This is a genomic window from Mesorhizobium sp. M1006 (genome assembly GCF_040318825.1).
In the GTDB taxonomy this organism is placed as follows: Bacteria; Pseudomonadota; Alphaproteobacteria; order Rhizobiales; family Rhizobiaceae; genus Mesorhizobium.
In genome coordinates, this window is sequence record NZ_JAMYMZ010000001.1 from 179,198 (window position 1) to 202,294 (window position 23,097).

A 23,097-nucleotide genomic window follows, 5' to 3' on the forward strand; every position below is an offset into this window, starting at 1 on the left:
TCTCTACCAGCCACAAGCCTTCAGAAACCGCCTGACCGTTGCGGCCATGCCATACTCCAACGCATCGGCTGTCAACCCATGTCCGATCGACACTTCGGCCAATGCTGGGATGCGCCTGGCCAGCGCCGGCAAATTGCTCACCACAAGGTCGTGCCCGGCGTTGACCTGGAGCCCTGCCGCCAATGCGGCATCCGCCGTCTTTCCCAATTTCTCCAATTCCTTCGCCGCTTTTGCCGAATCGGAATGATAGCTGCCGTATGGACCCGTATAGAGTTCGATCCGATCGGCGCCGGTGTCGCGAGCGGCGTTCACGCCAGCGGGATCCGGATCCGAAAACAGCGACACGCGAAAGCCTCCCTTCTTCAGGCGCTTGACGACCGGTGTCAGGAACGCAGCCTCGGCGGCGAAGTTCCAGCCATGGTCGGAAGTCGCCTGCGCCGGGTCGTCGGGCACCAGCGTCACCTGCTCGGGCTGATGCTTTTCCACAAGCGCCAGGAACTCCTCGGTCGGATAGCCCTCGATGTTGAATTCCGCATTCGGGAACTCGTCGTCGATCAGCGCCCTGATCTCAGGCAGATCGGAATGCCTGGTGTGCCGCTCGTCGGGTCGCGGGTGCACCGTGAGCCCATGCGCGCCGGCGGCAAGGGCGATGCGTCCGAGCCCCGTCACGCTTGGCCACGGCAGGTCGCGCCGGTTGCGCAGCATGGCGATCGCATTGAGATTGACGGAAAGCTTTGCAGGCATTTGCACGGCTCCAGGCTGATCTTGGCGCGCATCTATACCGCCTTTAATGGGAACAGACAGAGGGTTTCAGGTGTTCCAAGGTGTGCGAAGGAAATCGAGCGCAAGGAGTTCCCTGTTGAATTTTCTCGAGGCCGTGCCGGCGGTTCGCCGCATCGACACCGATCGCGAAGACCTCTTCGCCATCGATGTCGTCGGCCATGTCGCAGCGGCTGACGCCGAAAACCTGTTCGGATTGCTGGAGGCGGCCTATGCGCTGCATCCGAAGATCGACGTGCTGGTGCGCCTGATCGACCATGAGGGTGTCGACTGGGCCGACGTATCGGACGAGACGATCGAACAGGGCATAGCTCATGCCGTGGAGCATATCGGCCGCTGCGCGGCGATCGGTGAGCCGAACTGGATACCGGAGGCAAGAGCCTTTTTGCCTGCCTCTTTGCCTATCGAACTCCGGCATTTCGAGGCCAAGGACGAAGCCGCCGCCTGGGAATGGCTTGACGCCAGACCGATCGCCCAGCGCTGATACGACGGACCTGACAGCCCTATCGGACGATCGTCAACCGTTCGGCCGCGCGCGTGATAGCGGTATAGAGCCAACGCTGGCGAGTTTCCTTGAATGCCCAGCTTTCGTCGAAAAGCACGATCTCGTTCCATTGCGACCCTTGCGCCTTGTGCACGGTCAGTGCATAGCCATAGTCGAAATCGTCGAAACGTTTCTTCTGCTGCCAGGGAATGTCGGCGTCCGGATCTTCGAATGCCGCCTTGAGCAGCTTGATCTTGGCGACGCCGCGATCCGGGTCGTCTTCCTCCGGCGAAACCAGCAGATTGATGCCAGGCTTGACCGTCTCGCGCGACGAGGTCATCACCTTCCACAACGAGCCGTTGAGCAGTCCCTTGGCCGGATCGTTGCGCAGGCAGACCAGCTTGTCGCCGGCTTGCGGATAATCGGCGTTGAACCCCTTCAGCTCGCGCAGCCGCTGGTTATAACGGCGGCGCGTACGGTTGGTACCGACCAGCACCTGGTCCGCCTTCAGCACCAATTCCTGGGTGACGTCTTCCTTGCCGATCACTTGCGCCGCGCCATAGTCGCCGCGCATGAACTCGCGGCCCTCGCGCACGTCAAGCGCCAGCCGGATGATCGGGTTGTCTCGCGCTTGGCGATGGATTTCGGTGAGCAGAATGTCCGGCTCATGGTCGGTGAAAAAGCCGCCGCCGGAGATTGGCGGCAACTGGCCGGGATCGCCGAGCACCAGGATCGGCGTGCCGAAGCTCATCAGGTCACGGCCGAGCTGCTCGTCGACCATCGAGCATTCGTCGATGACGACGAGCTTGGCTCGCGAGATCGGGCTCTGCCGGTTGAGCGAAAATGTCGGCGACATCGATGTCTTGCCGGTCACCTCGTCCGCTACCGATTCCTCGCCCTTCGGCCGGTAGATCAGCGAATGGATGGTGCGGGCATTGACCGCCCCCTTGGAACGCAGCACCTGCGCCGCCTTACCGGTAAACGCGGCGAACTGCACCTGGCCGTCGACATGCTCGGCGAAATAGCGCGCCAGCGTCGTCTTACCGGTGCCGGCATAGCCGAACAGCCGGAACAGCTGCGGCTTGCCTGCTTTCAGCCAGCCGGCCACCGCCTTCAGCGCCTCGTCTTGTTGAGGAGAGAATTCCATCAGCGCGACAGACCGGATTCGCGAGGGAAAGACAAGGTGACTGCCGTCACCGGCAAATTTTCATCGCCGGCAATCACGCCGCTGCGACAGGGTCAGGCTATCAGTGACGAACAGGAACGTAAAGAGAACAAGGCCGGGCGGCCGCAGCTTACCCGGCCCGCTGTGGATCGTTCTCCAGCTGGATCGGCTTGCCATGCGGCGTTGCGTGCGCGGCGCGTTCCCAGGCAGCGGCGAGCGCATCGACGTCGCGCTTTCCGGCAACGCCCTTGGCCAAAAGCAGCTTTTCCAGCGCTGCCAGCCAGTGCTCGTAGTAATCGTGACCGTCGCGCGCGGCGCCCGGCCGCTTCACCTCTGCCGACAAAGCATCCGCCCATTCGCTCCACGAAAACAGCCCGTTGTCGTGCAGTGCTACCGTCATGGCAAAGGCCTCTGCTTGCCACGGCTCGGCAAACACAGGCGCCTCGACACCGGCGGGCAGCATGGCGGCAACTGAGCCCGTCTCACGCCGGCTCAAGGTAGCTCTCCCAGGCGTCGATCGACACGACAAGTGTCGGATCGGCGCCCTCGCCCCAGATTTCGCCGCCGGTGAAGGCCACCGTATAGACCCATTGCGGGTTTTCGCCCTGGCCGTGCGCATTGGTGTCGGGAAAGACAAAGCCGTCGCGCACAGCCTCGACGACGCCTCGCTTGCCGCGTGCATAGCGCGGCAGTCTGGTGTGGCCGGTCGGATGAAAGTTCTTGGTTCGCACGGGGTCGCCCGCCTTGAACCGCGCAGGCGCGGCGACAGGCCGGTCGCAGTGCCCGCCCTTGGCCAGCACCGCCGGAACGTCCTTAGCCTTCAGCACCCGTTTGGGTGTCGCTGCCGGGTCGACTGCGTCGCCCGTAGTCAGGTCCCGGTCGCTGACGAAACCATGGCGTTTGAGCAGCACCTCCAGCGCCTTGATCCATATCTGGTAGTAGCTGGAGGCATAATAATCCGCTGGATGCAGCGATTCCCGCGCGTGCCGGCTCTCGTCGATGGTCCAGGCGCCCATGGCGCCGGCGCACAACGTCACGCCCAGCGCCCGCCTTTCCCAATCGGCATGGAAATAGGGTTCGTCAGGTTCGGGCGCGACCGGCCCGAAACCCATCTGGCCGCCGAGATCCTGCGGCCCGTTCATGCCGGTTCCCGCACCAACGCCGTGCCGATCATGGCATCGCGCGTCACCAGATCGGCGAGCCTTGCCTCATCCCAGCCCTCCGTACCCCGGGGGCGCATCGGCACCACCAGATAGCGCAGCTCGGCGGTCGAATCCCACACCCGGATTGTCGTCCTCGCCGGCAAGGTCAGACCGAATTCCTCGAGCACGCCGCGCGGATCGATCACTGCGCGCGAACGGTAGGGCGGCGCCTTGTACCAGACCGGCGGCAGGCCGAGCACCGACCACGGATAGCAGGAGCATAGCGTGCAGACGACGAGGTTGTGCGTGTCGGCCGTGTTGAACACCGCCTGCATGTGCTCGCCTTGCCGGCCGGTGTAGCCGAGCGATTCGATTGCCGCCGTCGCATCACGCTTCAGCCATGCGGCAAACCCGGGATCAACCCAGGCCTTCGCCACCACCTTTGCGCCGTTGCGCGGCCCGATCTTAGTCTCATAGGTGTCGACGATAACATCGATCGCCGCCGGATCGATCAGGCCTTTGCGGGTGAGAATCGTCTCCAGCGCGCGCACCCGCGCCGCAAAGGGATCAAGCTCGTTGTCGTGGTCGTGATTGTGCGGCATGGCGTCAAATTACGATCGCGGACCCCCGGCCGCAAGCACCACGGCTTGGGCCAGCGCTATTCGGCTGCCGCCTTTTGCGGCACCGGTTCTTCCTCCTCGTCGAACAGTGACGGCTGGTCGACCGCTTCGACCGGGCTCGGCTCGCCCCGGCGCCGCGCCCACAGCCTGACCAGCCAGCCGGAAAAATGCTCCATGTAGACGTAAATGACGGGTGTGACGAACAGCGTCAGTGCCTGCGAGGCGACAAGACCGCCGACCACCGCCACGCCGAGAGGCTGGCGCAATTCCGCGCTGGCGCCGGTGCCGAGCGCGATCGGGATGGTACCCATCAGCGCGGCAAGCGTGGTCATCATGATCGGCCGAAAGCGCATCAGGCAGGCCTTGTGGATGGATTCGACGGGCGACATCCCCTCGCGCCTGAGTTCCAGCGCCACGTCGATCATCATGATGCCGTTCTTCTTGACGATGCCGATCAGCATCAGGATGCCGATCACCGCGATCACCGACAGATCCATCCCCGCCAGCCGCAGTGCCACCAGCGCGCCGAGCACCGCCGATGGAAGCCCGGTCAGGATGGTGAGCGGGTGGATGAAGCTCTCATAGAGCATGCCGAGAACGATATAGATGGTCAGAATCGCGCCGCCGATCAGCAGCCCCTGGTTGGAAAGCGAATCCTGGAACGTCTTGGCCGTCCCCGAGAAGGCGGTCGAGATCGTCGGCGGCATGCCGATCTTGTCCTTCAGCGCGTTGATGTGGCTCACGCTGTCGCCGAGGGCCACGCCTTGCGGCAGATTGTAGGAGATGGTCACTGCCGGAAGTTGGCCGAGCTGGTTGACGGTCAAAGCACCGGCGGTCCGATCGACGCGGGCGAACGCACCGAGCGGCACTAGGCTGCCGCTCGCCGTTCTCACCTTGATGGCCAGCATCCGCTCGGGCGACCACTCGATCTTCGGATCGAGCTCCATGATCACGTCGTAGCTGTCGGCCGAACCGAAGATGGTCGACACCTGCTGGGTGCCGAAACCGCCGTAGAGACTGGAGCGCAGCGTGTCGGTATCGACGCCGAGGTTCGCCGCCTTGTCGCGGTCGATCACCAGCGTCGCCTGTAGCGCGTTGTTCTGCAGGTCATTGGTGACGTCGGTGAAGGCGGCATGATCGGCAGCCATCGCGTCCGTCAGCTTCTGCGCCCAGACGTTCGTCAGGCCGGTATCGAGGCCCTGAACGGCAAGCTGGTAGGCACTCGCCGAAGAACGCGCGCCGAGCCGCAGGTTCTGCACCGGCTGCATGTAGGTTTCGATGCCGGGCACATTGGCCAGCTGGCGCCGCAGGTCCGTAAGCACCTTGTCGATGTTCGGTCGGTGGTCCTTGTCTTTCAGCTGCACAAACAGCTGGCCCTGGTTGAGCGCATTATTTCCACTGCCCGCCGACCAGCCGACATGCGCGACGTAGGGCGAATGGGTGAAGACATCCGCCACTTGCCCCTGCAGCTTCACCATCGCGTCAAACGAAATGTCCTGGCGCGCGATGGTCGTCACCGAGACCTGGCCGATATCCTCCTGCGGGAAGAAGCCCTTCGGCGAAATCTGGATCAGCCACACCGACAGCCCGGCGGTCACGAGGAAGACAAGGAAGACAAGGAAATTGTGGCGCAGGCAGAATGTCAGCAGCCTGTCATAGCCCCGCATGAAGACGTTTTGTCTATGGCCTTCACCGTGCGCTGCTTTCTGCTCGGCTTTCGATAATGACAACAGCCGCGAGCACAGCATCGGCGTCAGCGTCAGCGAGACGAACATCGACGCCAGGATGGCGACCGTCACCACCACCGCGAATTCGTTGAAGATGCGCCCGATCACGCCGCCCATCAAAAGCACCGGAATGAACACGGCGACCAGCGAGATCGAGATCGAGATGATGGTGAAGCCGATCTCGCGCGCGCCCTTGAGTGACGCCTCGAGGGCCGAGAGCCCGTCCTCCTCCATATGGCGGAAAATGTTTTCGAGCATGACGATTGCATCGTCGACGACAAGGCCGACCGCCAGCGTCAGCCCCATCAATGAGACGTTGTCGATGGAAAAGCCGAACAGGTACATTACACCCAGCGTGGCGATGAGCGAAATCGGTACCGCCACCGCCGGAATGACCGTCGCCGTCACTCGGCGCAGGAACAGGAAGATCACCATCACCACCAGCGCGATGGTGAGCAGGAGCGTGAACTGCACGTCATCGACCGCCTCGCGGACCGATGTCGAGCGGTCGTTTAGCAACTGGATGCTCGCCGCTGCCGGCATCTGATCGTCGAAGGAAGGCAGCATCGCCTTGACGCGGTCGACGACGTCGACGGTATTGGCATCCGGCTGGCGCTGCACCGCCATAATGATGGCGCGGGTGCCGTCATACCAGCTTGCCGTCGTCGTGGTCTCGACCGAATCGATGACGCGGGTCACCTCGCCGAGCCGCACCGGATGGCCGTTCTTGGTGGCGATGATGATGTTGGAGAATCCCGCCGCATCGTTCAGCTGCGTGTTCGCGGTGATCGTCAGCTGCTGTTTGTTGTTCTTGAGCACGCCGAGCGGCGTGTTGCTGTTGGCTGAGGCAATGGCCGTCTGCAGCTGGTCGATCGAGATGCCGCGTGCGGCGAGCGCCGTCGGATCGATCTGGACGCGCACGGCATATTTCTGCTGCCCGTAGATCGACACCTGCGCAACGCCGTCAATCGTCGACAGCGACGGCGAAATCACATTCTCGGCAAACGCGTCGAGATCAGTCAGCGGAATTGTGTCGCTGACCAGCGACATCAGCAGGATCGGCGCGTCGGCTGGATTGACCTTGCGGTAGCTCGGCGGGCTGGTCATCTCCGGCGGCAATTGTCGTTGCGTACGTGCGATCGCTGCCTGCACGTCGGCGGCGGCTGCATCGATGTCGCGGTTGAGTACGAACTGAATGGCGATCGAGGTCGAGCCGAGCGAGTTGGTCGTCGAGATCGAATCGATGCCAGCGATAGTGGCAAACTGCTTGATCAGAGGCGTTGCCACCGAGGTCGCCATGGTTTCCGGCGAAGCCCCGGGCAGCGAGGCCGAGACGTTGACAACCGGAAATTCGGCGCTTGGCAGCGCCGCGACCGGCAGGAATTTGTAAGCAAATAGTCCGCCCAGAACCAGGGCGAACGACATGAGCAGCGTGGCGACGGGCCTGCGGATGCAGAATTCGGAAATCATGGCTGTGTTCCGCCCGTCCGGTCAGCCTCGGCAACCTTCGGAGCCGCCCGATCGCCTGTGCCGGTCGAAGCCTTGCCTTCGCGCACCGCCGCGCCGTTCTTCAGTTTGGTCTGACCCTCGACGACGACACGCTCGCCGCTTTTCAATCCTTGGCTGATTGCGGTGTTGGTGCCTTCTGTCAGCGCGACCTGCACGGGCCGCATTTCAACGGTGTTGTCCGGCTTGATTACATAGACGAACGGGCCCTTTTGGCTGGGCTGGACGGCGACCGTCGGAACGGACGTCATTTGTGGCATGATGCCGGCATCGAGCACGACGTTGACGTATTGGCCCGGCCATAGCGAAAGATCGGCGTTGGGCACACTGGCCCGCGTTGCGATCGTGCCGGACGCCGTGTTGCCGCGGCGCTGCCAGCGCCTTGTGCAGCAAGGCAAGATCGCTTTCGGGGAGATTGAAGTTCACCTGCAGCGGGTCGACCTGCGTGATCGTCACCAGTGGAGTCGACGTGCTGCTGCCGTTGCTGGTGGTGACGAGATCGCCGACGGCGACGCTGACTGCGCCAAGCCTGCCGGAGATCGGCGCCCTGATCGTGGCGAAGCCAAGCTGGATTTGGTCCGCATCGATCGTTGCCTTGTCGGCGTCGACGGTGGCCGCGGCGGATTTCTGTGCCGCGACGGCCTGATCGTAGGTCTGCTGTGTTCCGGCCTGCCTGGCGACGAGATTTTTGGCGCGCTGAAGATCGGCCGTGGCGCTGGCAAGCAGCGCCTGGTCTTTTGCGAGCGTCGCCTGATCGCGTGCCAGTTGCGCCTTCAACGAGCGATCGTCCAGCGAGAAAAGAAGGTCGCCGGCCTTCACCATCTGTCCGTCCTTGACCGCGATTGCGACGATCTGGCTCGAGACCCGCGCGTTGATGCTGACCACGGCAGGAGAGGACACAAAGCCGATGGCATAGCGCCGGACCGGGAAATCGGCCGTCGTAGCGGTGGCGGCAACCACCGAAGTCGTACGCGCGGCATTTGCCGCTGCAGCGGGCTTGTCCGCCGTCGCCGTCTGCTTCGCCGACAGCATCTGCTGAAGACCGCTCATTGCGCTGGGCGAAAGATAGAGCCACGCCGCGGCAACGCAGGCTGCAGCGATCACCGCTAATACGATCTTTCCGCGCATCGACAAAAGACCTCTCGATCCGACACGCCGCTATCCGGTGGCCGTAGTCTAGCTCAACTCGCAGCCTCTTGCCGCGCTTTTGCCAGATAATAGAGGATGCCGAAGGCGAAAAAGGGCCAAAACCCGTCATTACGAAGATTTAATGTGCAGTGCACAATAGAACGGCAGCTAACGCAGCATCGGCCACAGCGTCGCCGCAAGCATCACACCCATGACGATGTTGAACCATTTGAGCCGCACCGCATCCGCCAGAAAGCCGCGCAGCGCCATGCCGAAACCGGCCCAGGTCGAAATGCTCGGCAGCATGACGACGGCGAAAGCGGCTGCGATCAGCACCACCGACACAAACGGGCGTTCCGGACTGGTATAGACGGCCATGGCTGTAATCGCCATCACCCAGGCCTTGGGATTGACCCACTGGAATGCCGCAGCCTCGATGAAGCGCATCGGCTGGCCCTTCGTCTTGTCTTCGCCGCCGAGCGAGCGCGACATGGCGATCTTCGAGGCGAGATAAAGCAAGTAGAGGCCGCCGGCGATCTTCAACCCGGTATGCAGGACCGGAAAGGCCGTCAACACGGCGCCAAGCCCGAAGCCTACGGCAAGCAACAGCACGAGGAAGCCGATGCCGATGCCGAGCATGTGTGGCACGGTTTTGACCAAGCCGAAATTCACGCCCGAGGCCAAAAGCATGAAATTGTTCGGACCCGGCGTGATCGAGGTCACGAAGGCATAAACCAGCAGAGCAAGGAATGCATCGAAGGTCATGGAGGATCGCAAAGATCAATAATACTGAAATACTGACTTAAATCGATGAGGTGCTGAGTGCAATTGCAATTCGTTGGTCCACGCGCCCCAAGCGTTCCTTCATATCTTAGGCCAATATCCGCTGAGAACATCTATCTGCGGTAGGGCTGCACCGACCATAGATCTGAATTCGGGGCAGTTTCGCGCTGACGGCGCACGCGTCGCAGCCCTTTTCGTCTCGGCGTATTCTCCGGAATCTTGACGCTGTGCGCCAGACCCAGGATCGCCAGAACCTGAATGAATAGCCAGCCGAGATCGATCTGTCCGTGTTCCAGACCAAGCCGTGCAGACTCGGGAAACGCGTGATGGTTGCCGTGGAAACTCTCGCCGAACGTTACCAGCCCGAAACGCGGCAAATTGTATCCTTGCACGGCAACGTCGTCGACGCGCCATCCTTGCTCCCCATCTCGGTGCGCAAAATGCCCAACCAACCAATGCCCGGTAAGCGACACTGAAACGCGCACCGCGATTCCCCATACCACCCAATCCCAGCCGCCAAGCGCGAAAAAGAGGATCGCCCAGGGCAGTTGTTGCAGCATCCAGGTGCGCTCGACGAACTTGTAGAACCGGTCATTCGTGATCGAGTGTTCGATGACGAAGGTGGGTGGATTGCGCAAAGCGACCGCGCAATGCATCTGCCAGAAGGCATCGGTGAAAAATGGCCGACGATGGGCATGGAGATCGTGACATGCGGTCTGGCGCTGAGCCCAGTCACGAATATCGTGAGCATAGATCATCCCAAAAGGACCGGCCATGCCGACGAGCACGCCAAGGTAGACCAGCGCATGCTCGACCCAGATATGAACCTTGAACGACCGGTGGACGAGCAGACGGTGCATCCCCACCGAGTGTCCGGCGCAGATTGTCGCCGCCGTTGTCGCAACGAATAAGGCGAAGGCACTCCAGCTAAATGTCATCGGTCCCAACACAATGGCGGCGATCGTCATCGCCCCGACCCAGATCGACTTTGCCGGCACCCACACGACTTTGCCGTCTTCGGCGTCACTGTCCTGTTGGGAAATCATTCTGCCCGTGGATATGGTTTTCATCGGTACCCCTCCTCCTGCATGAACATTTCCGGACCACAGCCTTGCCTTCTGGCGCGTCGTCCGTTACTTAGGCAGTAAGCTAATCGTCTACTACTGTGAATTAGGTATTTAGGCAATAGTCTAAATGAAAATAAGAAAGGCGGACCGAGGCGCAGCCAACGCCTCGGCATCACAAGGTGGCAGACAGTGATCGAAGATGCAGAGCACGCAGCGGATGCCGAAACGGCTGCTCACGCAAATGGCGCGATACAGCGCGTGTTTGAAGCGCTATCTTCAGCGCCCCGGCGCAAGATCCTCGCCTATCTTGCGCACTCTTCCCTAACGGCGGGCGAGATCGCGGCGCGCTTCGAGATGTCGAAGCCGTCGATCTCGCAGCATTTGAGCATTCTGGAGACGGCCGGGCTCATCGCCAAGGAGCGGCACGGACAGTTCATCCACTATTCTCTGGTCCAGAACAATCTTGTGAACACGCTGAATGGATTTGTTCAGGATGTCTGCCCGGTATCGCGCCCTATCAAGAGAGAAAGCAAAGAACTTGGTCGAGGCGAGGCAGCGCAAAGATCGCAGTTGCGCAAATCTGAAAAGCCCTAGCGGCTTTGCATCGTTTTCATGAGCGCCTTGGCGTATCGGCAGGCGTCAAATTCCACAGCGATCTCGCAAGACTTTTTGTAAGCGGCCATCGCCTCGGCTTCGTCCGCAGAGACGCCTTCACCATGCTGAAGGGCGCTGCCATACATGGTGCAACCCCAGGCATCGCCCTCATTGCAGCTCAGCTTGAATGTGCGCGATAAGGGCAAGATTCATTGGCACTACCGGCGGCAAGCAGTTTGTTTAGCCCAAGCCGACCCAAGAGAATTCCCGCGCCGCGATTTGTGCAGCCGCCGATACTGCCAGTTGCGCAGGCCTGGGCGAACATCTCCTCGGTCCATTGCTTGTCTTCTGGCGAGTGCTCCTGGATGACCCTGGCCGTCTCGAAACAGGCTTCGCCCCTGCGTCCGTCGAAACACCGCCTGGCACAGGCCAAGACGTCTTTCTCACAACCTTGGTAATCTATTCCCGGCGTGGAAAAGAGCGCGTCATCGACGCCCGACGCCCTGCGCCAAATATCGGCCGGGCATTGTTGGAAATAATAGCTCGGTGTGCCCCTGCGGGTCGATTTCTTCAAACAATTTCGGCAGCACTGACTTGTCGAATACCGGCTCCTAGCTGGCCGCCGCCGTCGTGACCGCAAGAACGATTGCGCCGGCGCCTGCTAGAATTGCCGCCGCGAGCATCATGATCACATCCCTTGCGGGCCGCGGTTCATCGCCGCCACCCCGGTACGGCAGATCTCGACCAGCCCGAGCGGTTTCATGATGGCGATGAACTGATCGAGCTTGGAGCCCTTGCCGGTGATCTCGAAGATGAAATGCTCGGTGTTGGCATCGATGACGCTGGCGCGGAATGCATCGGCGAGCCGGAGCGCCTCGACGCGGGCTTCGCCGGTGCCGGCGACCTTGACCAGCGCGAGTTCCCGCTCCAATGGCCGCTCCTGTCCGAATTCCTGCGACCGCACGGTGAGATCGACGACGCGGTGCACCGGCACGATGCGCTCGAGCTGGTGCTTGATCTGCTCCAGCACGTGCGGCGTGCCGCGCGTCACGATGGTGATGCGCGACAGGTGCTTTTCGTGCTCGGTTTCCGAGACCGTCAGGCTCTCGATGTTGTAGCCACGTCCGGAAAACAGGCCGATGACCCGCGCAAGCACGCCCGGCTCGTTGTCGACCAGGACCGAAAGCGTGTGGTTCTCTGGTTTTTCCGTCTCCTTGGCGATGAAATAGGCGGAGCCGGTCGGTTGCAACTGTGCGTTCATGACATGAATCTCGATTTCAAACTTTTGCGCTAATCTGCTGTTTTCGCACAGCTTCCTTGAACCAGACTACACCAGTTCCCTACCCTTGGCGTCGATCGCGTTGGCGACAGCTTCGTCCGTCGCCTCGTCCGGCAACAGCATCTCGTTATGCGCCTTGCCGGACGGGATCATCGGGAAGCAGTTGGCGAGCGTCGCCACGCGGCAGTCGAACAGGACGGGCTTCTTGACCGCGATCATCTCCTTGATGGCATCATCGAGTTCGTCCGGCTTGTCGCAGCGAATGCCGTGGCCGCCATAGGCTTCGGCGAGCTTGACGAAATCCGGCATCGCCTCGGTGTAGGAGTGCGACAGCCGGTTGCCGTGTAGCAGCTGCTGCCACTGCCGCACCATGCCCATATACTGGTTGTTGAGGATGAAGATCTTGATCGGCGCCTCGTGCTGCACCGCCGCGCTCATTTCCTGCATCGTCATCTGCACCGAGGCATCGCCGGCGATATCGATGACCAGCGCATCCGGGTGCGCGATCTGCACGCCGAGTGCCGCCGGCAGGCCGTAGCCCATCGTGCCCAATCCGCCAGAGGTCATCCAGCGGTTCGGCTTCTCGAAATGATAGTGCTGCGCCGCCCACATCTGATGCTGGCCGACCTCGGTGGTGATGTAGGTGTCGAGGTCCTTGGTCAGCGCATAGAGCCGCTGGACGGCGTATTGCGGCATGATCACCTCGTGGTTCATCTTGTAGGCGAGCGAATCGCGCGCGCGCCATTTGGCAATCTGCTCCCACCACGGGTGAAGCGCTTTCTTGTCGGCCTTGGCGGTTGCCCGCCACAGCCGCACCAGATCCTCCAGCACACGCCCGACATCGCCGATGATCGGCACGTCGGTATGGACGTTCTTGTTGATCGACGACGGGTCGATGTCGATGTGGATCTTCTTCGAATTCGGCGAAAACGCCGTCAGCCGCCCGGTGATGCGGTCGTCGAAGCGCGCACCGATGCAGAGCATGACGTCGCAATCGTGCATCGCCATGTTCGCTTCATACGTGCCGTGCATGCCGAGCATGCCCATCCAGTTCTTGCCCGACGCCGGATAGGCGCCGAGGCCCATCAGCGTCGAGGTGATGGGAAAGCCGGTGAGGTCGACCAGCTCGCGCAGCAGATGGCTCGCCTCCGGGCCGGAATTGATGACGCCGCCGCCCGAATAGATGATCGGCTTTCGGGCAGCCCCCATCAGCTCGACCGCCGCCTTGATCTTTTCCAGATCGCCCTGGACCTTCGGTTGGTAGCTGGTGCGCGGCGCCGTCTGCGGCGGGACATAGATACCCCTGGCGAACTGCACGTCCTTCGGGATGTCGACGACGACCGGACCGGGGCGCCCTGTCGTTGCCACATGGAAGGCCTCGTGGATCGTTGCCGCGAGCTCGTTGACGTCCTTGACCAGCCAGTTGTGCTTGGTGCAGGGCCGCGTGATGCCGACCGTGTCGCACTCCTGGAACGCATCCGAGCCGATCAGCGAAGTCGGCACCTGGCCGGTCAGGCAGACCAGCGGGATCGAGTCCATCAGCGCGTCCTGCAATGGCGTCACCGCATTGGTGGCGCCCGGCCCTGAGGTCACCAGCATGACGCCGGCCTTGCCAGTCGAGCGCGCATAGCCTTCCGCCGCGTGGCCCGCGCCCTGCTCGTGGCGGACGAGGATGTGCTCGACCTCGTCCTGCTGGAAGATTTCATCGTAGATTGGCAGAACCGCGCCGCCCGGATAGCCGAAAACATGCTTGACGCCATTGTCCTTCAGCGCCTGCACCACCATTTCGGCACCCGTCATTTCGCTCCTTGGCATTTCAGTTCTTGGCATTTCGCGCCGCTCATTCTGTCCACTGCTCATCGTTCTGGTCCCGTACTGTTCGCCATCTGGCGATTGCTCGTCGTTTAGTCGTGTTTCGGGCAATAAAAAAGGCCCCCGAGGGAGCCTGTGTCTTGCGCATGGGAGGTCACCGCCCGGCGGTTACACCGCCTTGCCCACGCGCTTTCCTACGAGAATGAGTGCCTTTTTCATGGTGGCGGACAATAGAATTGGTTTGACGCCGCTGTCAACGGCGAATGTGCACTTGGCCCGACGTCGGCACATCCGCCCATTATGCACCCGCGCCGCCTTTCCGCCGCGCGGGTGTTCCGTTTCAGGCGCAGAGCACCACACCCCTCGCCTTGGCCCAGCGCTCGATGATCTTGCGCTCCTCGAGCGAGGCGAGACGATTGCCGAAACCGCGCACCTGCACCGCACGGTTTTGCGGGTCGAGTTCGATCGTCAGCAACCGCTCGATCTTGCCCAGCGCCGAGCGCCGCAGCACCCAGATCGAGGCATTGCCGGCGATGCATTTGGCCGCGTATATCGAGACGCAATGATGCATCGCCCGGCTCTCGGCGACCAGATCCTCGGCTGTCTTCAACTGACGGACGAAGAAACGCTCGCCATGCGCCTTTGCCTCCTTGGTCGACGGCTGCCAGTCCCAGTCGTCCAGGCACGAGCCGTCCCAGGCGCGACCCTGCGACTGCGTCCCGGCAGTACGCGTGGTCCGCCCGGCAGCGCGGCGGCGCATTGCCTCGATGCGTTCGATCGCGGCAATGTCTCGATGCCATTCCAGCATCTGCCGACGCAGCGAGGCAAGCGTGCGACCCTTCAGGCTGTACGCCGCATCGCGCTGGTGCACGGCGCCGATATAGTCGCAAAGATCGTCGATCTCCTCCTTCGACGCGGGTTGCCCGCAGAAGAACCGTGTCACCTCGCGCCAGAAGGCCAGATCGTTACGTGGCGTGCGCGCGATTTTCGACTTGGCAAGTCGGGCCGCCAACCCGGAATCATCCGTGTAGGACCGGGCGATCACCACCCAAAATGCCTCGTCGAACGTGAAATCGCCGGGCAAGTTCAAGAAGCAATGCACCTCCTTGCGAGACAGCCACGCACAGGCGCCCGCCTTGTAAAGCGAGTCACCACGCGCCACTGCGGTATACCAAGCCTTGCGAAGCGCAATCTCGCCGGCATTCAACCCCGAGCTGTCCAGCCAGATCCCCTCGAGCGCGGCTGTAACCGGGTAGCGCGCATAGAGATGGCGCGCCGCGGCCAGCCGCAGCCGCGCGGGGTCGCGCGTCTTCAGCTTTGGACGCCACAGCGCGCCGTCGCGGATCGCCATGCCGGCAAAGCCCCGACGTGCCTCGTCGAGCGCCCGCTCGAAATCCGGAGCGGGACGCGGGACAGGAAAAACCCGCCGCAGCGTTACGGCATATGCTTCAATGCGTTCGCGCTCGGCATCCTGCCTGCGCTGGATCATGGACTTTGCCATGGCCGTTCTTCCTGATTGGAACCCTGTCAGCCGCACGCAATTCCAGCGTCGGCACGGAATGTGTCGATCTGGATCGCCGGGTCATTGACAGGTCTCCTTTCAGGACGACGGATCAGAATGGGCGGCTTCTCTAAGCTCGCCGCCAATTTGACGCAAGAGCTATTCTTTCCACGCCCGCGATGGTCTGACGGGTGTTGCAAAGGTGCATCGTTGTCGCCATCAGCGTGTCCGGCCGACGCGTTTCCAGTAGATGAGGGTGCCTGTGAGCCCGCCATGCGGCTTCAGCGCATAATCCGGTATTTCGCCGGCCAGCGTGAAGCCGAGCTTTTCATAGAGCCCGGAAGCCCCCTCCTCTTTTGCCGTGTCGAGGACCAACAGCGTGCGGCCTTTCTCCACAGCAACGGCTTCCGCCGCCTCCATCAGGCGGGTTGCGATGCCCTTGCCGCGGTAATCGAGGCGGATCATCAGCTTGGCGATCTCGGCCCGGTGCGGCTGGTTGGGAGGGCAGTCGAGCAGCAAGGTGATGGTGCCGACCAGAGCCTCGCCGTTCCAGGCCCCAAGCACCGCCCTTTCGCCTCTGGCGGCCGCCTGAAGCGACTTGTTCCAGAAGGCCGCGGCCATCTCCGGCACCAACGGATGCATGAAGCTGACCGAGCCGCCGGCAGCGACTGTCCCGATCAGCAGTTCCGTCAGCATTTTTTGCGTTCCGTCAGCATTGCTGAGTGGCCTGATTTCGATCGAACTCATGTCGTTCCCCTGTCGCCGTCCGTCAGTCGAAACGACTGGTCCGCTTCCGCTTCCTGGCCCGCCGGATTTCCGCGATGCGATCGGCGTCTTCCTCTTGCAGATGTCGCCCGCGTTCCAGCAGTTCGAGCGTGTATTCCTCATAGGTCAGGCCCAGCCGCTCGGCCTTGTGCAGCCGCATCAGCAAGATCTCGCGGCTCGGCACTTTCCATGCCTGGGCATGGGCGGTCTGCCAGGCAAGAAACACATAGGGGTCGCCCTTGCCCCAGGGCGGACCGTCATAGTCGTCGAGCGGCGGACCGCCATTGTCGCAGCGTTTTGGACGGCGCGCCTTCACCTCAGCTCCTGGCCAACGCAACCAGATAGTCGGCGGCGTCCGGCCCCGGAGCGTGAAAGACGCAATCGGATGGCGCGCCGAGCGCCAGGCAGTCGCCCGGTTCGAGCCGGTGAACGATGTCTCCCTCTGTGAATTCCAGCCGCCCGGAGATCAGCCATATCTGTTGCCTGATGAAGGCATAAGACGCCGCCGGGAAACTTACCTTGGCGCCGGCCGGCAACTGGATCCGGATCAGTTCGAGGGGCATGTCCGAAACCGGCGAAAGATGCCGCCGCACATATCCCGTAGCCGGATCGCGCCAGAGCGGCTGGTCACGTTCGCGAAGCAGGCCACCGCCCTGCAATTCCGCCCTTGCGATCAATGTGGACAGCGTCATGCCGAAGGCGGCCGCAATACGCACAAGGAGTGCCGCCGTCGGGCTGGTCATGCCGCGTTCTACCGTGCTCAGCATGGCTTTCGAAACATCGGACCGCTCCGCCAGTTCTGCCAAGGACCAGCCTCGAGCCACTCTTTCGGTATGTATTCTTCTGCCGATGGTCGAGGAGATGTCGTTCGCTATATCATCCATTAATCCAATATATCGAAATTCTTCTACAGAGCAACGGCCGTTTCATCCAGTTTTCGCAAACTCCTTAATGTCCGCTAAACCATCCGGCCTCATCCCACCTTAACCCCGTTCGCCTAGGCTCATCGCTTGGGAAAAGGGGACCGGCGTATCCATGCTCGTTGAACGCGAAGCCTCCATTGGGGAACCGACTTTGCTGGAGCGCCGCAGGGCGGAGCAGAACGACAAGCGCATTCTGGGCAATGTCGTACAATGCGACGGCGCGCGCGCCACCATCAGCGCCTATGCCGACGATATCGAAGGCACGGTCACCGGCCTGTGGAGCGTCGGCAAGATGATCTCGATCAATCTCGGTACATCACGAACCGTCGGCCTGGTCTATGAAATCGGCAAGTCGGATCGTGCGTGGAGCAGCGAGGGCCAGAATCCGATCGAGGTCAGCATCGAATTGATCGGCGAGGTGCGCGACGGGGCCGAACCCGGCGCGAAGCCGATCTTCGACCGTGGCATCACAACCTACCCGCATATCGGCGCCATTGCCCATCGTATCCGCAGCCGCGACCTGCAGGCCGTCTACGATCTCGCAGGTCGTCATTCGATCACCATCGGCACGCTGTCGCAGGACGAGGCGATCGACGCCAATATCGCCATCGACGATACGCTGGCGCGGCATTTCGCCATTGTCGGCACCACCGGGGTCGGCAAATCGACCGCCGTGTCGCTGCTCTTGCGCAAGTCGATCGCCGCCCGGCCCGACCTGCGCGTGCTCATCCTCGATCCACACAACGAGTTCGCCGCGTCGTTGCCCGAATATTGCGTCAGGGTCGATTCGACGACGCTCGACCTGCCCTTCTGGATGTTCAAGCTAGAGGAATTTGCCGAGGTGCTGTTTCGCGGCCGCGAGACGGTCCCGGAAGAGGTCGACGCCTTGCGCGATCTCATCCCCGCGGCCAAGAACCTCTACCGCAATCCGAACTCCGGCAACTATCTACGGCGCAGCACCGATGCGCTGACCGCAGACGCGCCGGTGCCCTATCGCATTGCCGACCTCATCAAGCTGGTCGACGAGCGCATGGGGCTGCTGGAAAGCAAGAACGATCGCCCGACCCTCAGGTCACTGAAGACACGTATCGAATCGGCGGCATCCGATCCGCGCTACCGTTTCATGTTCAACTCGCGCCTGATCGAGGACACCATCCACGAGACGATCGGCAACATCTTCCGCGTGCCGCATCACGGCCGCCCGGTGACCTGCTTCGAAATGGCCGGCATGCCGTCCGAGGTGGTCAATTCCGTTTGCTCGGTCCTGGCGCGGCTGGCCTTCGACCTGGCGTTGTGGAGCGAAGGCCGCCTGCGGCTGCTCTTCCTGTGCGAGGAAGCGCATCGCTATATGCCGGCCGATCCGCGCCTCGGTTTCGCGCCGACGCGGCACGCGCTGTCGCGCATCGCCAAGGAAGGCCGCAAATATGGCTGTTATCTCGGCGTCGTCACCCAGCGCCCGGGCGAACTCGACCCGACCATCCTGTCGCAGTGCTCGACGTTCTTTGCCATGCGGCTCGCCAACGAGCAGGACCAGGCGATCATCCGCTCGGCGATCGCCGATTCCTCGGCTTCGACGCTCGCGTTCCTGTCTTCCATGGGCCAGCGCGAGGCTATCGCCTTCGGGGAAGGCGTGGCGACGACGATGCGGATGAAGTTCGAAAAGCTCTCCGAGGATTTGATCCCCGGCACCGCCAGACGCGAGAATGCCTTGCCGTCCGAAACCGGCGACGAGGTCGACCTCGTGGCAATCGTCGAACGGCTGCGCAACGTGCCGAAATCACAACAGGCAATGCCTTTCGCGGAAGTCGTCGATCCGGGCCGGCAGGCCGGCGATTCGGACTATCGCAAGCCGTCGGCCGCACGCACCCAGCGAAACGACGATTTCGACTTGCGCTACGGCCTCAAGCCGGCGACCTTCGGCCTGCGTCCCCCAGAATGATTGAGCCGAGCGACTTTTAGGCAGCGCTCGCAGATATCAAAGCTGAGTTTCGATGGCTGTCTTGTCTATAACTGACCACACCTGGCGAATTTTCCCTCTCTGAAGCTCATAAAATACGTTCTCGGCAAACGAAATTCTCTTCCCGCTTACATCGAGCCCAAGGAACGTTCCCCTTGGCGCGCAGTCGAAGCTTAGCCGGCTCGCTACATAAGGCGGATCGGCAACCAATAGCTGAATGTTGAAATAAAGGTCCGGAATTTCGTCGAAGTCTCTCACCAACATTTCGAGATAGCCGGACAATCCGAGCTTGCGACCGTTGTGGGTCACTTCATCATGAACAAACCTCCCCAGATTTGGCCAATCCTGCTTGTTCAGGCATGCAATATAGCCTCGGTAAAGACCGGAGAGATCGGATTTAGTCACGGCAACACCTCTATTTCCGGCAAGCCCCGCAAAGGCAGCATCTCAGCTTGACGGGGTGATGTCGGTCTGCGTGCACCGGAAACGAAGAAAACGATACCAGACGGCCGGAATCACGAATTCAATGACGGAATTCAGGCACAGACGCGGTTGCGCCCTTGCCTCTTCGCCTCATAGAGCTGGCGATCGGCGCGGCGATAGAACTCCTCGGCGGTTTCCTTGCGATCCCAGACGGCAAGCCCGACGCTGGTGGTGATTTTCAGTCGGACATTGCCCGTCAGCACCGACATGTTGGCGATCGCCTTGCGGATGCGCTCGGCGAATTTGGATAGCAGCTCGGCGTCCATATTGGGCGTGACCACCGCGAACTCCTCGCCGCCCAGGCGCGCCACCACGTCGTGATAGCGTGTCATGTCCTTGAGACAGTTGGCGACCGCCCGCAACACCTCGTCGCCGACATCGTGGCCGTGGCTGTCGTTGACCTGCTTGAAATGGTCGAGGTCGAGGATCATCAGCCCTACTGGTTTCTCGATGCGGCGGAACTCTTCGAGATATTCCTTCAGCGCATCGTCGAAATAACGCCGGTTCTGCATGCCGGTGAGGCTGTCGGTGAGCGCCGCATGCTCCAGCGTCTCCGAACGCGCGCTGAGCGAAACGGTCATGGCGCGCAGCTTGCCTTCTTCCGTCGCCTGCTTTCGGATCAGCGGGTAGATGAAGAAAATGCCGAAGAACAGCGCAGTCGCCAACAGCACGCCCGTCGCAAACAGCAGCTTGTTGAGATAGACGATTTCATCGAGTTTTGAAGGCGTATTGCTAATGTCGGCGGCCAGGGTTTGCAGGAGCCCATAGGCGTAAAGCGTCACCAGGCCGGCGGCCAGGATCACAAAAATAAAGACGAAAAAGGCTGATTCCGCCTTGTGGAAACGCATCTGCTCCCCGTTGGAAAGTTCGTAGCGATCTTATGGCATGCGGGAACTTACGGACAGTTAACCTGGACAACTTCAACGCGAAATGTCCCCTCGGTGTCGACTTTTCAGGTTGCGCTCGAAGGAGGGAGTGAGAGCATCGAGTCGATCCCCCCATCAGGACGCAATCTCTGCCATTCCGGGCCCAATTGGTGCCTGAACCAGGTCGCCTGCCGTTTGGCATATTGCCGCGTCGCGATTTTCGCGCGCTCGATGGCCTCGGGAAAACTGAAGGCGCCGGCCAGCGCGGCCTGAAGCTCGCGAACACCGATTGCTTTCATCGCCGGCAGGTCGGGATCGAGGCCGAGCGCTGAAAGCTGTTTCACCTCGTCCAGTGCCCCCTCATCCAGCATGCGGTCGAAGCGGGCATCGATCCGCTCCACCAGAGCCGCTCGCTCCGGCTCGATGACGAAAAAACGCGCGCTGCTCCCGTCGATCAACGGCCAGCCACGCGCGGCCTGCCAGTCCAGGATGGAACGGCCCGACGCGTCGAGCACCTCCAGCGCCCGCACGATGCGCTGGCCATCCGTCGGCTTCAGCATCATGCCGGCCGCAGAATCCTCGCGCAACAGGATGCGGTGCAATCTCACTGCGCCCTGTTCCTGGAGCTCGTAGCGCCAGCGGTCGCGGATCGACTTCGGAATGTCGGGCATCTCCGAGATACCTTCCGTGAGCGCCCGGAAATAAAGCCCGGTTCCGCCGACGAAAATCACTGGCCGCTCCGAAAGCGTGCCGTCGTCGATCAGCTTTATGACATCACGCAACCAGGCGCCGGTTGAATAGGCGGTGGACGGATCGACGTGTCCATAAAGAAAGTGGGGGACGCGGGCGAGTTCGGCAGGACCAGGCCGCGCCGTCAGCACGTCGAGCACCGAATAGCCTTGCATGGAATCGGTGTTGACGATGACACCGCCATTGCGCTCGGCGAGGTCGAGTGCGAGCGCCGACTTGCCGCTGGCGGTCGGCCCGGCTATCAGGATCGCGTTCTTCAGGCGGCCGCCGCCCGCCCGTCCGCTGGAATTTTCGATGCCGCTGATCGCCACGCTTCTATCCCATCCCGCCGGCCGCGCATTGACGCCGACGCTAGCGAATATGGCCTCGCGGTCGGTCGGCGCAAGCGCTGTTCGCTGGCTGGCCGAAGGCATCGCCTGCGAGCTCGACTTGCCGGAGACCGCCGACGCTTCCGAAATAACGGCGCGCCTGCGTGCCGCGCTGGCTTCCGAACCGATCGACGTGGCCGTCCAGCCGGCCGAGAACAGGCGCAAGAAGATCCTGATCGCCGACATGGATTCGACGATGATCGACCAGGAATGCATCGACGAGCTTGCCGACGAGATCGGCGTCAAGGATCGCGTCGCCGCCATCACGGCGCGATCGATGAACGGCGAGATCGCATTCGAGCCGGCCTTGCGCGAGCGCGTGGCGCTGCTCAAGGGTCTCGATGCCGCAATCATCGACCGCATCATCGACAATCGCCTGACGCTAGCCTCCGGCGGCCGCACGCTCGTCCAGACAATGGCGGCCAATGGCGCCTGGACGGCCCTGATCTCCGGTGGTTTCGACATCTTCACCACCCGCATCGCAGCATTGCTCGGCTTTCACGAAAATCGCGCCAACCGCCTGATCGAGCAGGATCGCCGCTTCACCGGCCTGGTCGCCGAACCGATCCTCGGCCGCGCCGCCAAGGCCGAAGCCCTTATCGAGATTTCCGCCGGCCTCGGCCTGACGCCTGCCGATGCCATTGCCGTCGGTGACGGCGCCAACGATCTCGACATGATCCGTCTTGCCGGGATCGGCGTCGCCTTGCATGCCAAGCCGGCCGTGGCAGCCGAGGCAAAGATCCGTATCGACCACGGCGACCTCACCGCCTTGCTTTATCTGCAGGGTTATCGCCGGAAGGAATTTGTCGAATGACGCCGATCCGCACCGAGCGCCTGATCCTGCGCAACTGGGGAGATCGTGACCGCGAGCTCTTCCATCGCATCAATTCCGACGAGTTGGTCATGGAATTCTTTCCGTTTCGCCGCGACCGCGCCCAGGCTGACGCCAAGATGGAGGAGTTGCGCGCGGCTATCGATCGCGACGGCTTCGGCTTCGCGGCCGCTGAGATCGCAGCCACAGGTGAATGCATCGGCTTCGTCGGCATAACCGGAACCGATCATTTGCCATTCCTGCCGCGCGGCACGATCGAGATCGGCTGGCGGCTGGCACCCGAATTCTGGGGCCGCGGCTATGTCACCGAAGCAGCCGAAGCCTGGCTCACCTATGGCTTTGAAAGACTTGGCCTCGACGAAATCGTGTCCTTCGCAGTCAAGGATAACAGCCGGTCCACTGGCGTCATGGAGCGCCTGGGCATGATCGCCGACCCCGCCTCCGATTTCGACCATCCCGGTGTTCCGGACAGCCACACCGCACTCAGGCGACATGTCTTCTACAGGCTGTCACGCACAGACTGGCAGGCAAGAAAAAAAGCGGCCCGCTAGCCGCCCTTTTCCTT

At 61.9% G+C, this 23,097-nt stretch carries 23 protein-coding genes and 1 pseudogene; 5 read left to right on the plus strand and 19 right to left on the minus strand.

Annotated features, from left to right (window positions below):
* Positions 1-3: 3 nt before the first annotated feature.
* Positions 4-744: a pyridoxine 5'-phosphate synthase gene (locus NKH60_RS00900; RefSeq protein WP_352471639.1), complete on the minus strand. Its 741-nt coding sequence runs from the start codon at positions 742-744 to the stop codon at positions 4-6.
* A gap of 115 nt (positions 745-859) precedes the next feature.
* Here NKH60_RS00900 and NKH60_RS00905 point away from each other — a divergent pair, with 115 nt between their 5' ends.
* Complete coding sequence (locus tag NKH60_RS00905) at positions 860-1,264, plus strand: SpoIIAA family protein (protein WP_352450052.1); 405 nt, start codon at positions 860-862, stop codon at positions 1,262-1,264.
* 19 nt (positions 1,265-1,283) lie between these two features.
* On the opposite strand, the gene NKH60_RS00910 is transcribed toward NKH60_RS00905, so the two are convergent.
* The 8 genes and pseudogenes from NKH60_RS00910 to NKH60_RS00945 form a co-directional block, all read right to left on the minus strand.
* Positions 1,284-2,411: an ATP-dependent DNA helicase gene (locus NKH60_RS00910; RefSeq protein WP_023720791.1), complete on the minus strand. Its 1,128-nt coding sequence runs from the start codon at positions 2,409-2,411 to the stop codon at positions 1,284-1,286.
* 148 nt (positions 2,412-2,559) lie between these two features.
* Complete coding sequence (locus NKH60_RS00915; protein WP_156937343.1) at positions 2,560-2,892, minus strand: nitrile hydratase accessory protein; 333 nt, start codon at positions 2,890-2,892, stop codon at positions 2,560-2,562.
* A gap of 19 nt (positions 2,893-2,911) precedes the next feature.
* Entirely contained in the window at positions 2,912-3,571 is a 660-nt protein-coding gene (gene nthB, locus NKH60_RS00920; RefSeq protein ID WP_352767821.1) for a nitrile hydratase subunit beta, read from the minus strand.
* Complete coding sequence (gene nthA, locus NKH60_RS00925; protein WP_352501008.1) at positions 3,568-4,173, minus strand: nitrile hydratase subunit alpha; 606 nt, start codon at positions 4,171-4,173, stop codon at positions 3,568-3,570. The genes nthB and nthA overlap by 4 nt, the downstream gene beginning before the upstream one ends.
* A gap of 56 nt (positions 4,174-4,229) precedes the next feature.
* Positions 4,230-7,388 carry an efflux RND transporter permease subunit gene (locus NKH60_RS00930; protein ID WP_352831153.1) on the minus strand — a complete coding sequence of 1,053 codons (3,159 nt, stop codon included), beginning with the start codon at positions 7,386-7,388 and terminating at the stop codon, positions 4,230-4,232.
* Positions 7,385-8,552, minus strand: a pseudogene (locus NKH60_RS00935) (efflux RND transporter periplasmic adaptor subunit). Before NKH60_RS00935 ends, NKH60_RS00930 begins: the two are co-directional and overlap by 4 nt.
* Positions 8,553-8,720: 168 nt before the next feature.
* On the minus strand, positions 8,721-9,317 hold the full coding sequence (locus tag NKH60_RS00940; RefSeq protein ID WP_352539576.1) for a LysE family translocator: 597 nt from the start codon (positions 9,315-9,317) through the stop codon (positions 8,721-8,723).
* 131 nt (positions 9,318-9,448) lie between these two features.
* Positions 9,449-10,405, minus strand: a complete 957-nt coding sequence (locus NKH60_RS00945) for an acyl-CoA desaturase (protein WP_352870880.1) — start codon at positions 10,403-10,405, stop codon at positions 9,449-9,451.
* Positions 10,406-10,591: 186 nt separating this feature from the next.
* Between NKH60_RS00945 and NKH60_RS00950 the strand changes: the two genes are divergently transcribed.
* A complete protein-coding gene (locus NKH60_RS00950; protein WP_352539574.1) occupies positions 10,592-10,996 on the plus strand; it encodes a metalloregulator ArsR/SmtB family transcription factor in 405 nt (134 codons plus the stop codon).
* Here the strand turns inward: NKH60_RS00950 and NKH60_RS00955 are convergent.
* The 7 genes from NKH60_RS00955 to NKH60_RS00985 all read right to left on the minus strand — a co-directional run bounded on the left by NKH60_RS00955 (position 10,993) and on the right by NKH60_RS00985 (position 17,237).
* A complete protein-coding gene (locus NKH60_RS00955) occupies positions 10,993-11,142 on the minus strand; it encodes a hypothetical protein (protein ID WP_352539573.1) in 150 nt (49 codons plus the stop codon). The genes NKH60_RS00950 and NKH60_RS00955 overlap by 4 nt on opposite strands.
* Positions 11,143-11,684: 542 nt before the next feature.
* Positions 11,685-12,257, minus strand: a complete 573-nt coding sequence (ilvN, locus tag NKH60_RS00960; RefSeq protein ID WP_023676680.1) for an acetolactate synthase small subunit — start codon at positions 12,255-12,257, stop codon at positions 11,685-11,687.
* Between the two features lie 66 nt (positions 12,258-12,323).
* Positions 12,324-14,075, minus strand: a complete 1,752-nt coding sequence (locus NKH60_RS00965; RefSeq protein WP_352471629.1) for an acetolactate synthase 3 large subunit — start codon at positions 14,073-14,075, stop codon at positions 12,324-12,326.
* 352 nt (positions 14,076-14,427) lie between these two features.
* Positions 14,428-15,588 carry a PcfJ domain-containing protein gene (locus NKH60_RS00970; protein ID WP_352539572.1) on the minus strand — a complete coding sequence of 387 codons (1,161 nt, stop codon included), beginning with the start codon at positions 15,586-15,588 and terminating at the stop codon, positions 14,428-14,430.
* 219 nt (positions 15,589-15,807) lie between these two features.
* Complete coding sequence (locus NKH60_RS00975; protein WP_352471627.1) at positions 15,808-16,335, minus strand: GNAT family N-acetyltransferase; 528 nt, start codon at positions 16,333-16,335, stop codon at positions 15,808-15,810.
* Positions 16,336-16,357: 22 nt separating this feature from the next.
* Positions 16,358-16,669 carry a hypothetical protein gene (locus NKH60_RS00980; protein WP_352870884.1) on the minus strand — a complete coding sequence of 104 codons (312 nt, stop codon included), beginning with the start codon at positions 16,667-16,669 and terminating at the stop codon, positions 16,358-16,360.
* A gap of 1 nt (position 16,670) precedes the next feature.
* Positions 16,671-17,237 (minus strand): helix-turn-helix domain-containing protein, encoded by a 567-nt coding sequence (locus NKH60_RS00985; RefSeq protein ID WP_352768935.1) that lies wholly within the window; start codon positions 17,235-17,237, stop codon positions 16,671-16,673.
* Between the two features lie 151 nt (positions 17,238-17,388).
* Between NKH60_RS00985 and NKH60_RS00990 the strand changes: the two genes are divergently transcribed.
* Positions 17,389-19,215 carry an ATP-binding protein gene (locus tag NKH60_RS00990; RefSeq protein ID WP_352820447.1) on the plus strand — a complete coding sequence of 609 codons (1,827 nt, stop codon included), beginning with the start codon at positions 17,389-17,391 and terminating at the stop codon, positions 19,213-19,215.
* Positions 19,216-19,251: 36 nt separating this feature from the next.
* On the opposite strand, the gene NKH60_RS00995 is transcribed toward NKH60_RS00990, so the two are convergent.
* The 3 genes from NKH60_RS00995 to miaA form a co-directional block, all read right to left on the minus strand.
* Positions 19,252-19,638, minus strand: a complete 387-nt coding sequence (locus NKH60_RS00995; RefSeq protein ID WP_352539569.1) for an ester cyclase — start codon at positions 19,636-19,638, stop codon at positions 19,252-19,254.
* Positions 19,639-19,769: 131 nt separating this feature from the next.
* Positions 19,770-20,564 carry a GGDEF domain-containing protein gene (locus tag NKH60_RS01000; RefSeq protein ID WP_352501016.1) on the minus strand — a complete coding sequence of 265 codons (795 nt, stop codon included), beginning with the start codon at positions 20,562-20,564 and terminating at the stop codon, positions 19,770-19,772.
* 104 nt (positions 20,565-20,668) lie between these two features.
* Entirely contained in the window at positions 20,669-21,637 is a 969-nt protein-coding gene (miaA, locus tag NKH60_RS01005) for a tRNA (adenosine(37)-N6)-dimethylallyltransferase MiaA (RefSeq protein ID WP_352831288.1), read from the minus strand.
* Here miaA and serB point away from each other — a divergent pair.
* Positions 21,627-22,514 carry a phosphoserine phosphatase SerB gene (serB, locus tag NKH60_RS01010; RefSeq protein WP_352820445.1) on the plus strand — a complete coding sequence of 296 codons (888 nt, stop codon included), beginning with the start codon at positions 21,627-21,629 and terminating at the stop codon, positions 22,512-22,514. The genes miaA and serB overlap by 11 nt on opposite strands.
* Positions 22,511-23,083, plus strand: coding sequence for a GNAT family N-acetyltransferase (locus NKH60_RS01015; RefSeq protein WP_352831160.1), 573 nt, complete (start codon positions 22,511-22,513; stop codon positions 23,081-23,083). The genes serB and NKH60_RS01015 overlap by 4 nt, the downstream gene beginning before the upstream one ends.
* Positions 23,084-23,097: the final 14 nt, after the last annotated feature.

Bases quoted from the DNA above. Each gene is read 5' to 3' on its own strand.
- NKH60_RS00900 (WP_352471639.1), bottom strand. From the start codon at position 744: ATGCCTGCAAAGCTTTCCGTCAATCTCAATGCGATCGCCATGCTGCGC.
- NKH60_RS00910 (WP_023720791.1), bottom strand. From the start codon at position 2,411: ATGGAATTCTCTCCTCAACAAGACGAGGCGCTGAAGGCGGTGGCCGGC.
- NKH60_RS00915 (WP_156937343.1), bottom strand. From the start codon at position 2,892: ATGCTGCCCGCCGGTGTCGAGGCGCCTGTGTTTGCCGAGCCGTGGCAA.
- nthB (WP_352767821.1), bottom strand. From the start codon at position 3,571: ATGAACGGGCCGCAGGATCTCGGCGGCCAGATGGGTTTCGGGCCGGTC.
- nthA (WP_352501008.1), bottom strand. From the start codon at position 4,173: ATGCCGCACAATCACGACCACGACAACGAGCTTGATCCCTTTGCGGCG.
- NKH60_RS00930 (WP_352831153.1), bottom strand. From the start codon at position 7,388: ATGATTTCCGAATTCTGCATCCGCAGGCCCGTCGCCACGCTGCTCATG.
- NKH60_RS00940 (WP_352539576.1), bottom strand. From the start codon at position 9,317: ATGACCTTCGATGCATTCCTTGCTCTGCTGGTTTATGCCTTCGTGACC.
- NKH60_RS00945 (WP_352870880.1), bottom strand. From the start codon at position 10,405: ATGAAAACCATATCCACGGGCAGAATGATTTCCCAACAGGACAGTGAC.
- NKH60_RS00955 (WP_352539573.1), bottom strand. From the start codon at position 11,142: ATGTATGGCAGCGCCCTTCAGCATGGTGAAGGCGTCTCTGCGGACGAA.
- ilvN (WP_023676680.1), bottom strand. From the start codon at position 12,257: ATGAACGCACAGTTGCAACCGACCGGCTCCGCCTATTTCATCGCCAAG.
- NKH60_RS00965 (WP_352471629.1), bottom strand. From the start codon at position 14,075: ATGACGGGTGCCGAAATGGTGGTGCAGGCGCTGAAGGACAATGGCGTC.
- NKH60_RS00970 (WP_352539572.1), bottom strand. From the start codon at position 15,588: ATGGCAAAGTCCATGATCCAGCGCAGGCAGGATGCCGAGCGCGAACGC.
- NKH60_RS00975 (WP_352471627.1), bottom strand. From the start codon at position 16,335: ATGAGTTCGATCGAAATCAGGCCACTCAGCAATGCTGACGGAACGCAA.
- NKH60_RS00985 (WP_352768935.1), bottom strand. From the start codon at position 17,237: ATGGATGATATAGCGAACGACATCTCCTCGACCATCGGCAGAAGAATA.
- NKH60_RS00990 (WP_352820447.1), top strand. From the start codon at position 17,389: ATGCTCGTTGAACGCGAAGCCTCCATTGGGGAACCGACTTTGCTGGAG.
- NKH60_RS01000 (WP_352501016.1), bottom strand. From the start codon at position 20,564: ATGCGTTTCCACAAGGCGGAATCAGCCTTTTTCGTCTTTATTTTTGTG.
- serB (WP_352820445.1), top strand. From the start codon at position 21,627: ATGCCGCTGATCGCCACGCTTCTATCCCATCCCGCCGGCCGCGCATTG.
- NKH60_RS01015 (WP_352831160.1), top strand. From the start codon at position 22,511: ATGACGCCGATCCGCACCGAGCGCCTGATCCTGCGCAACTGGGGAGAT.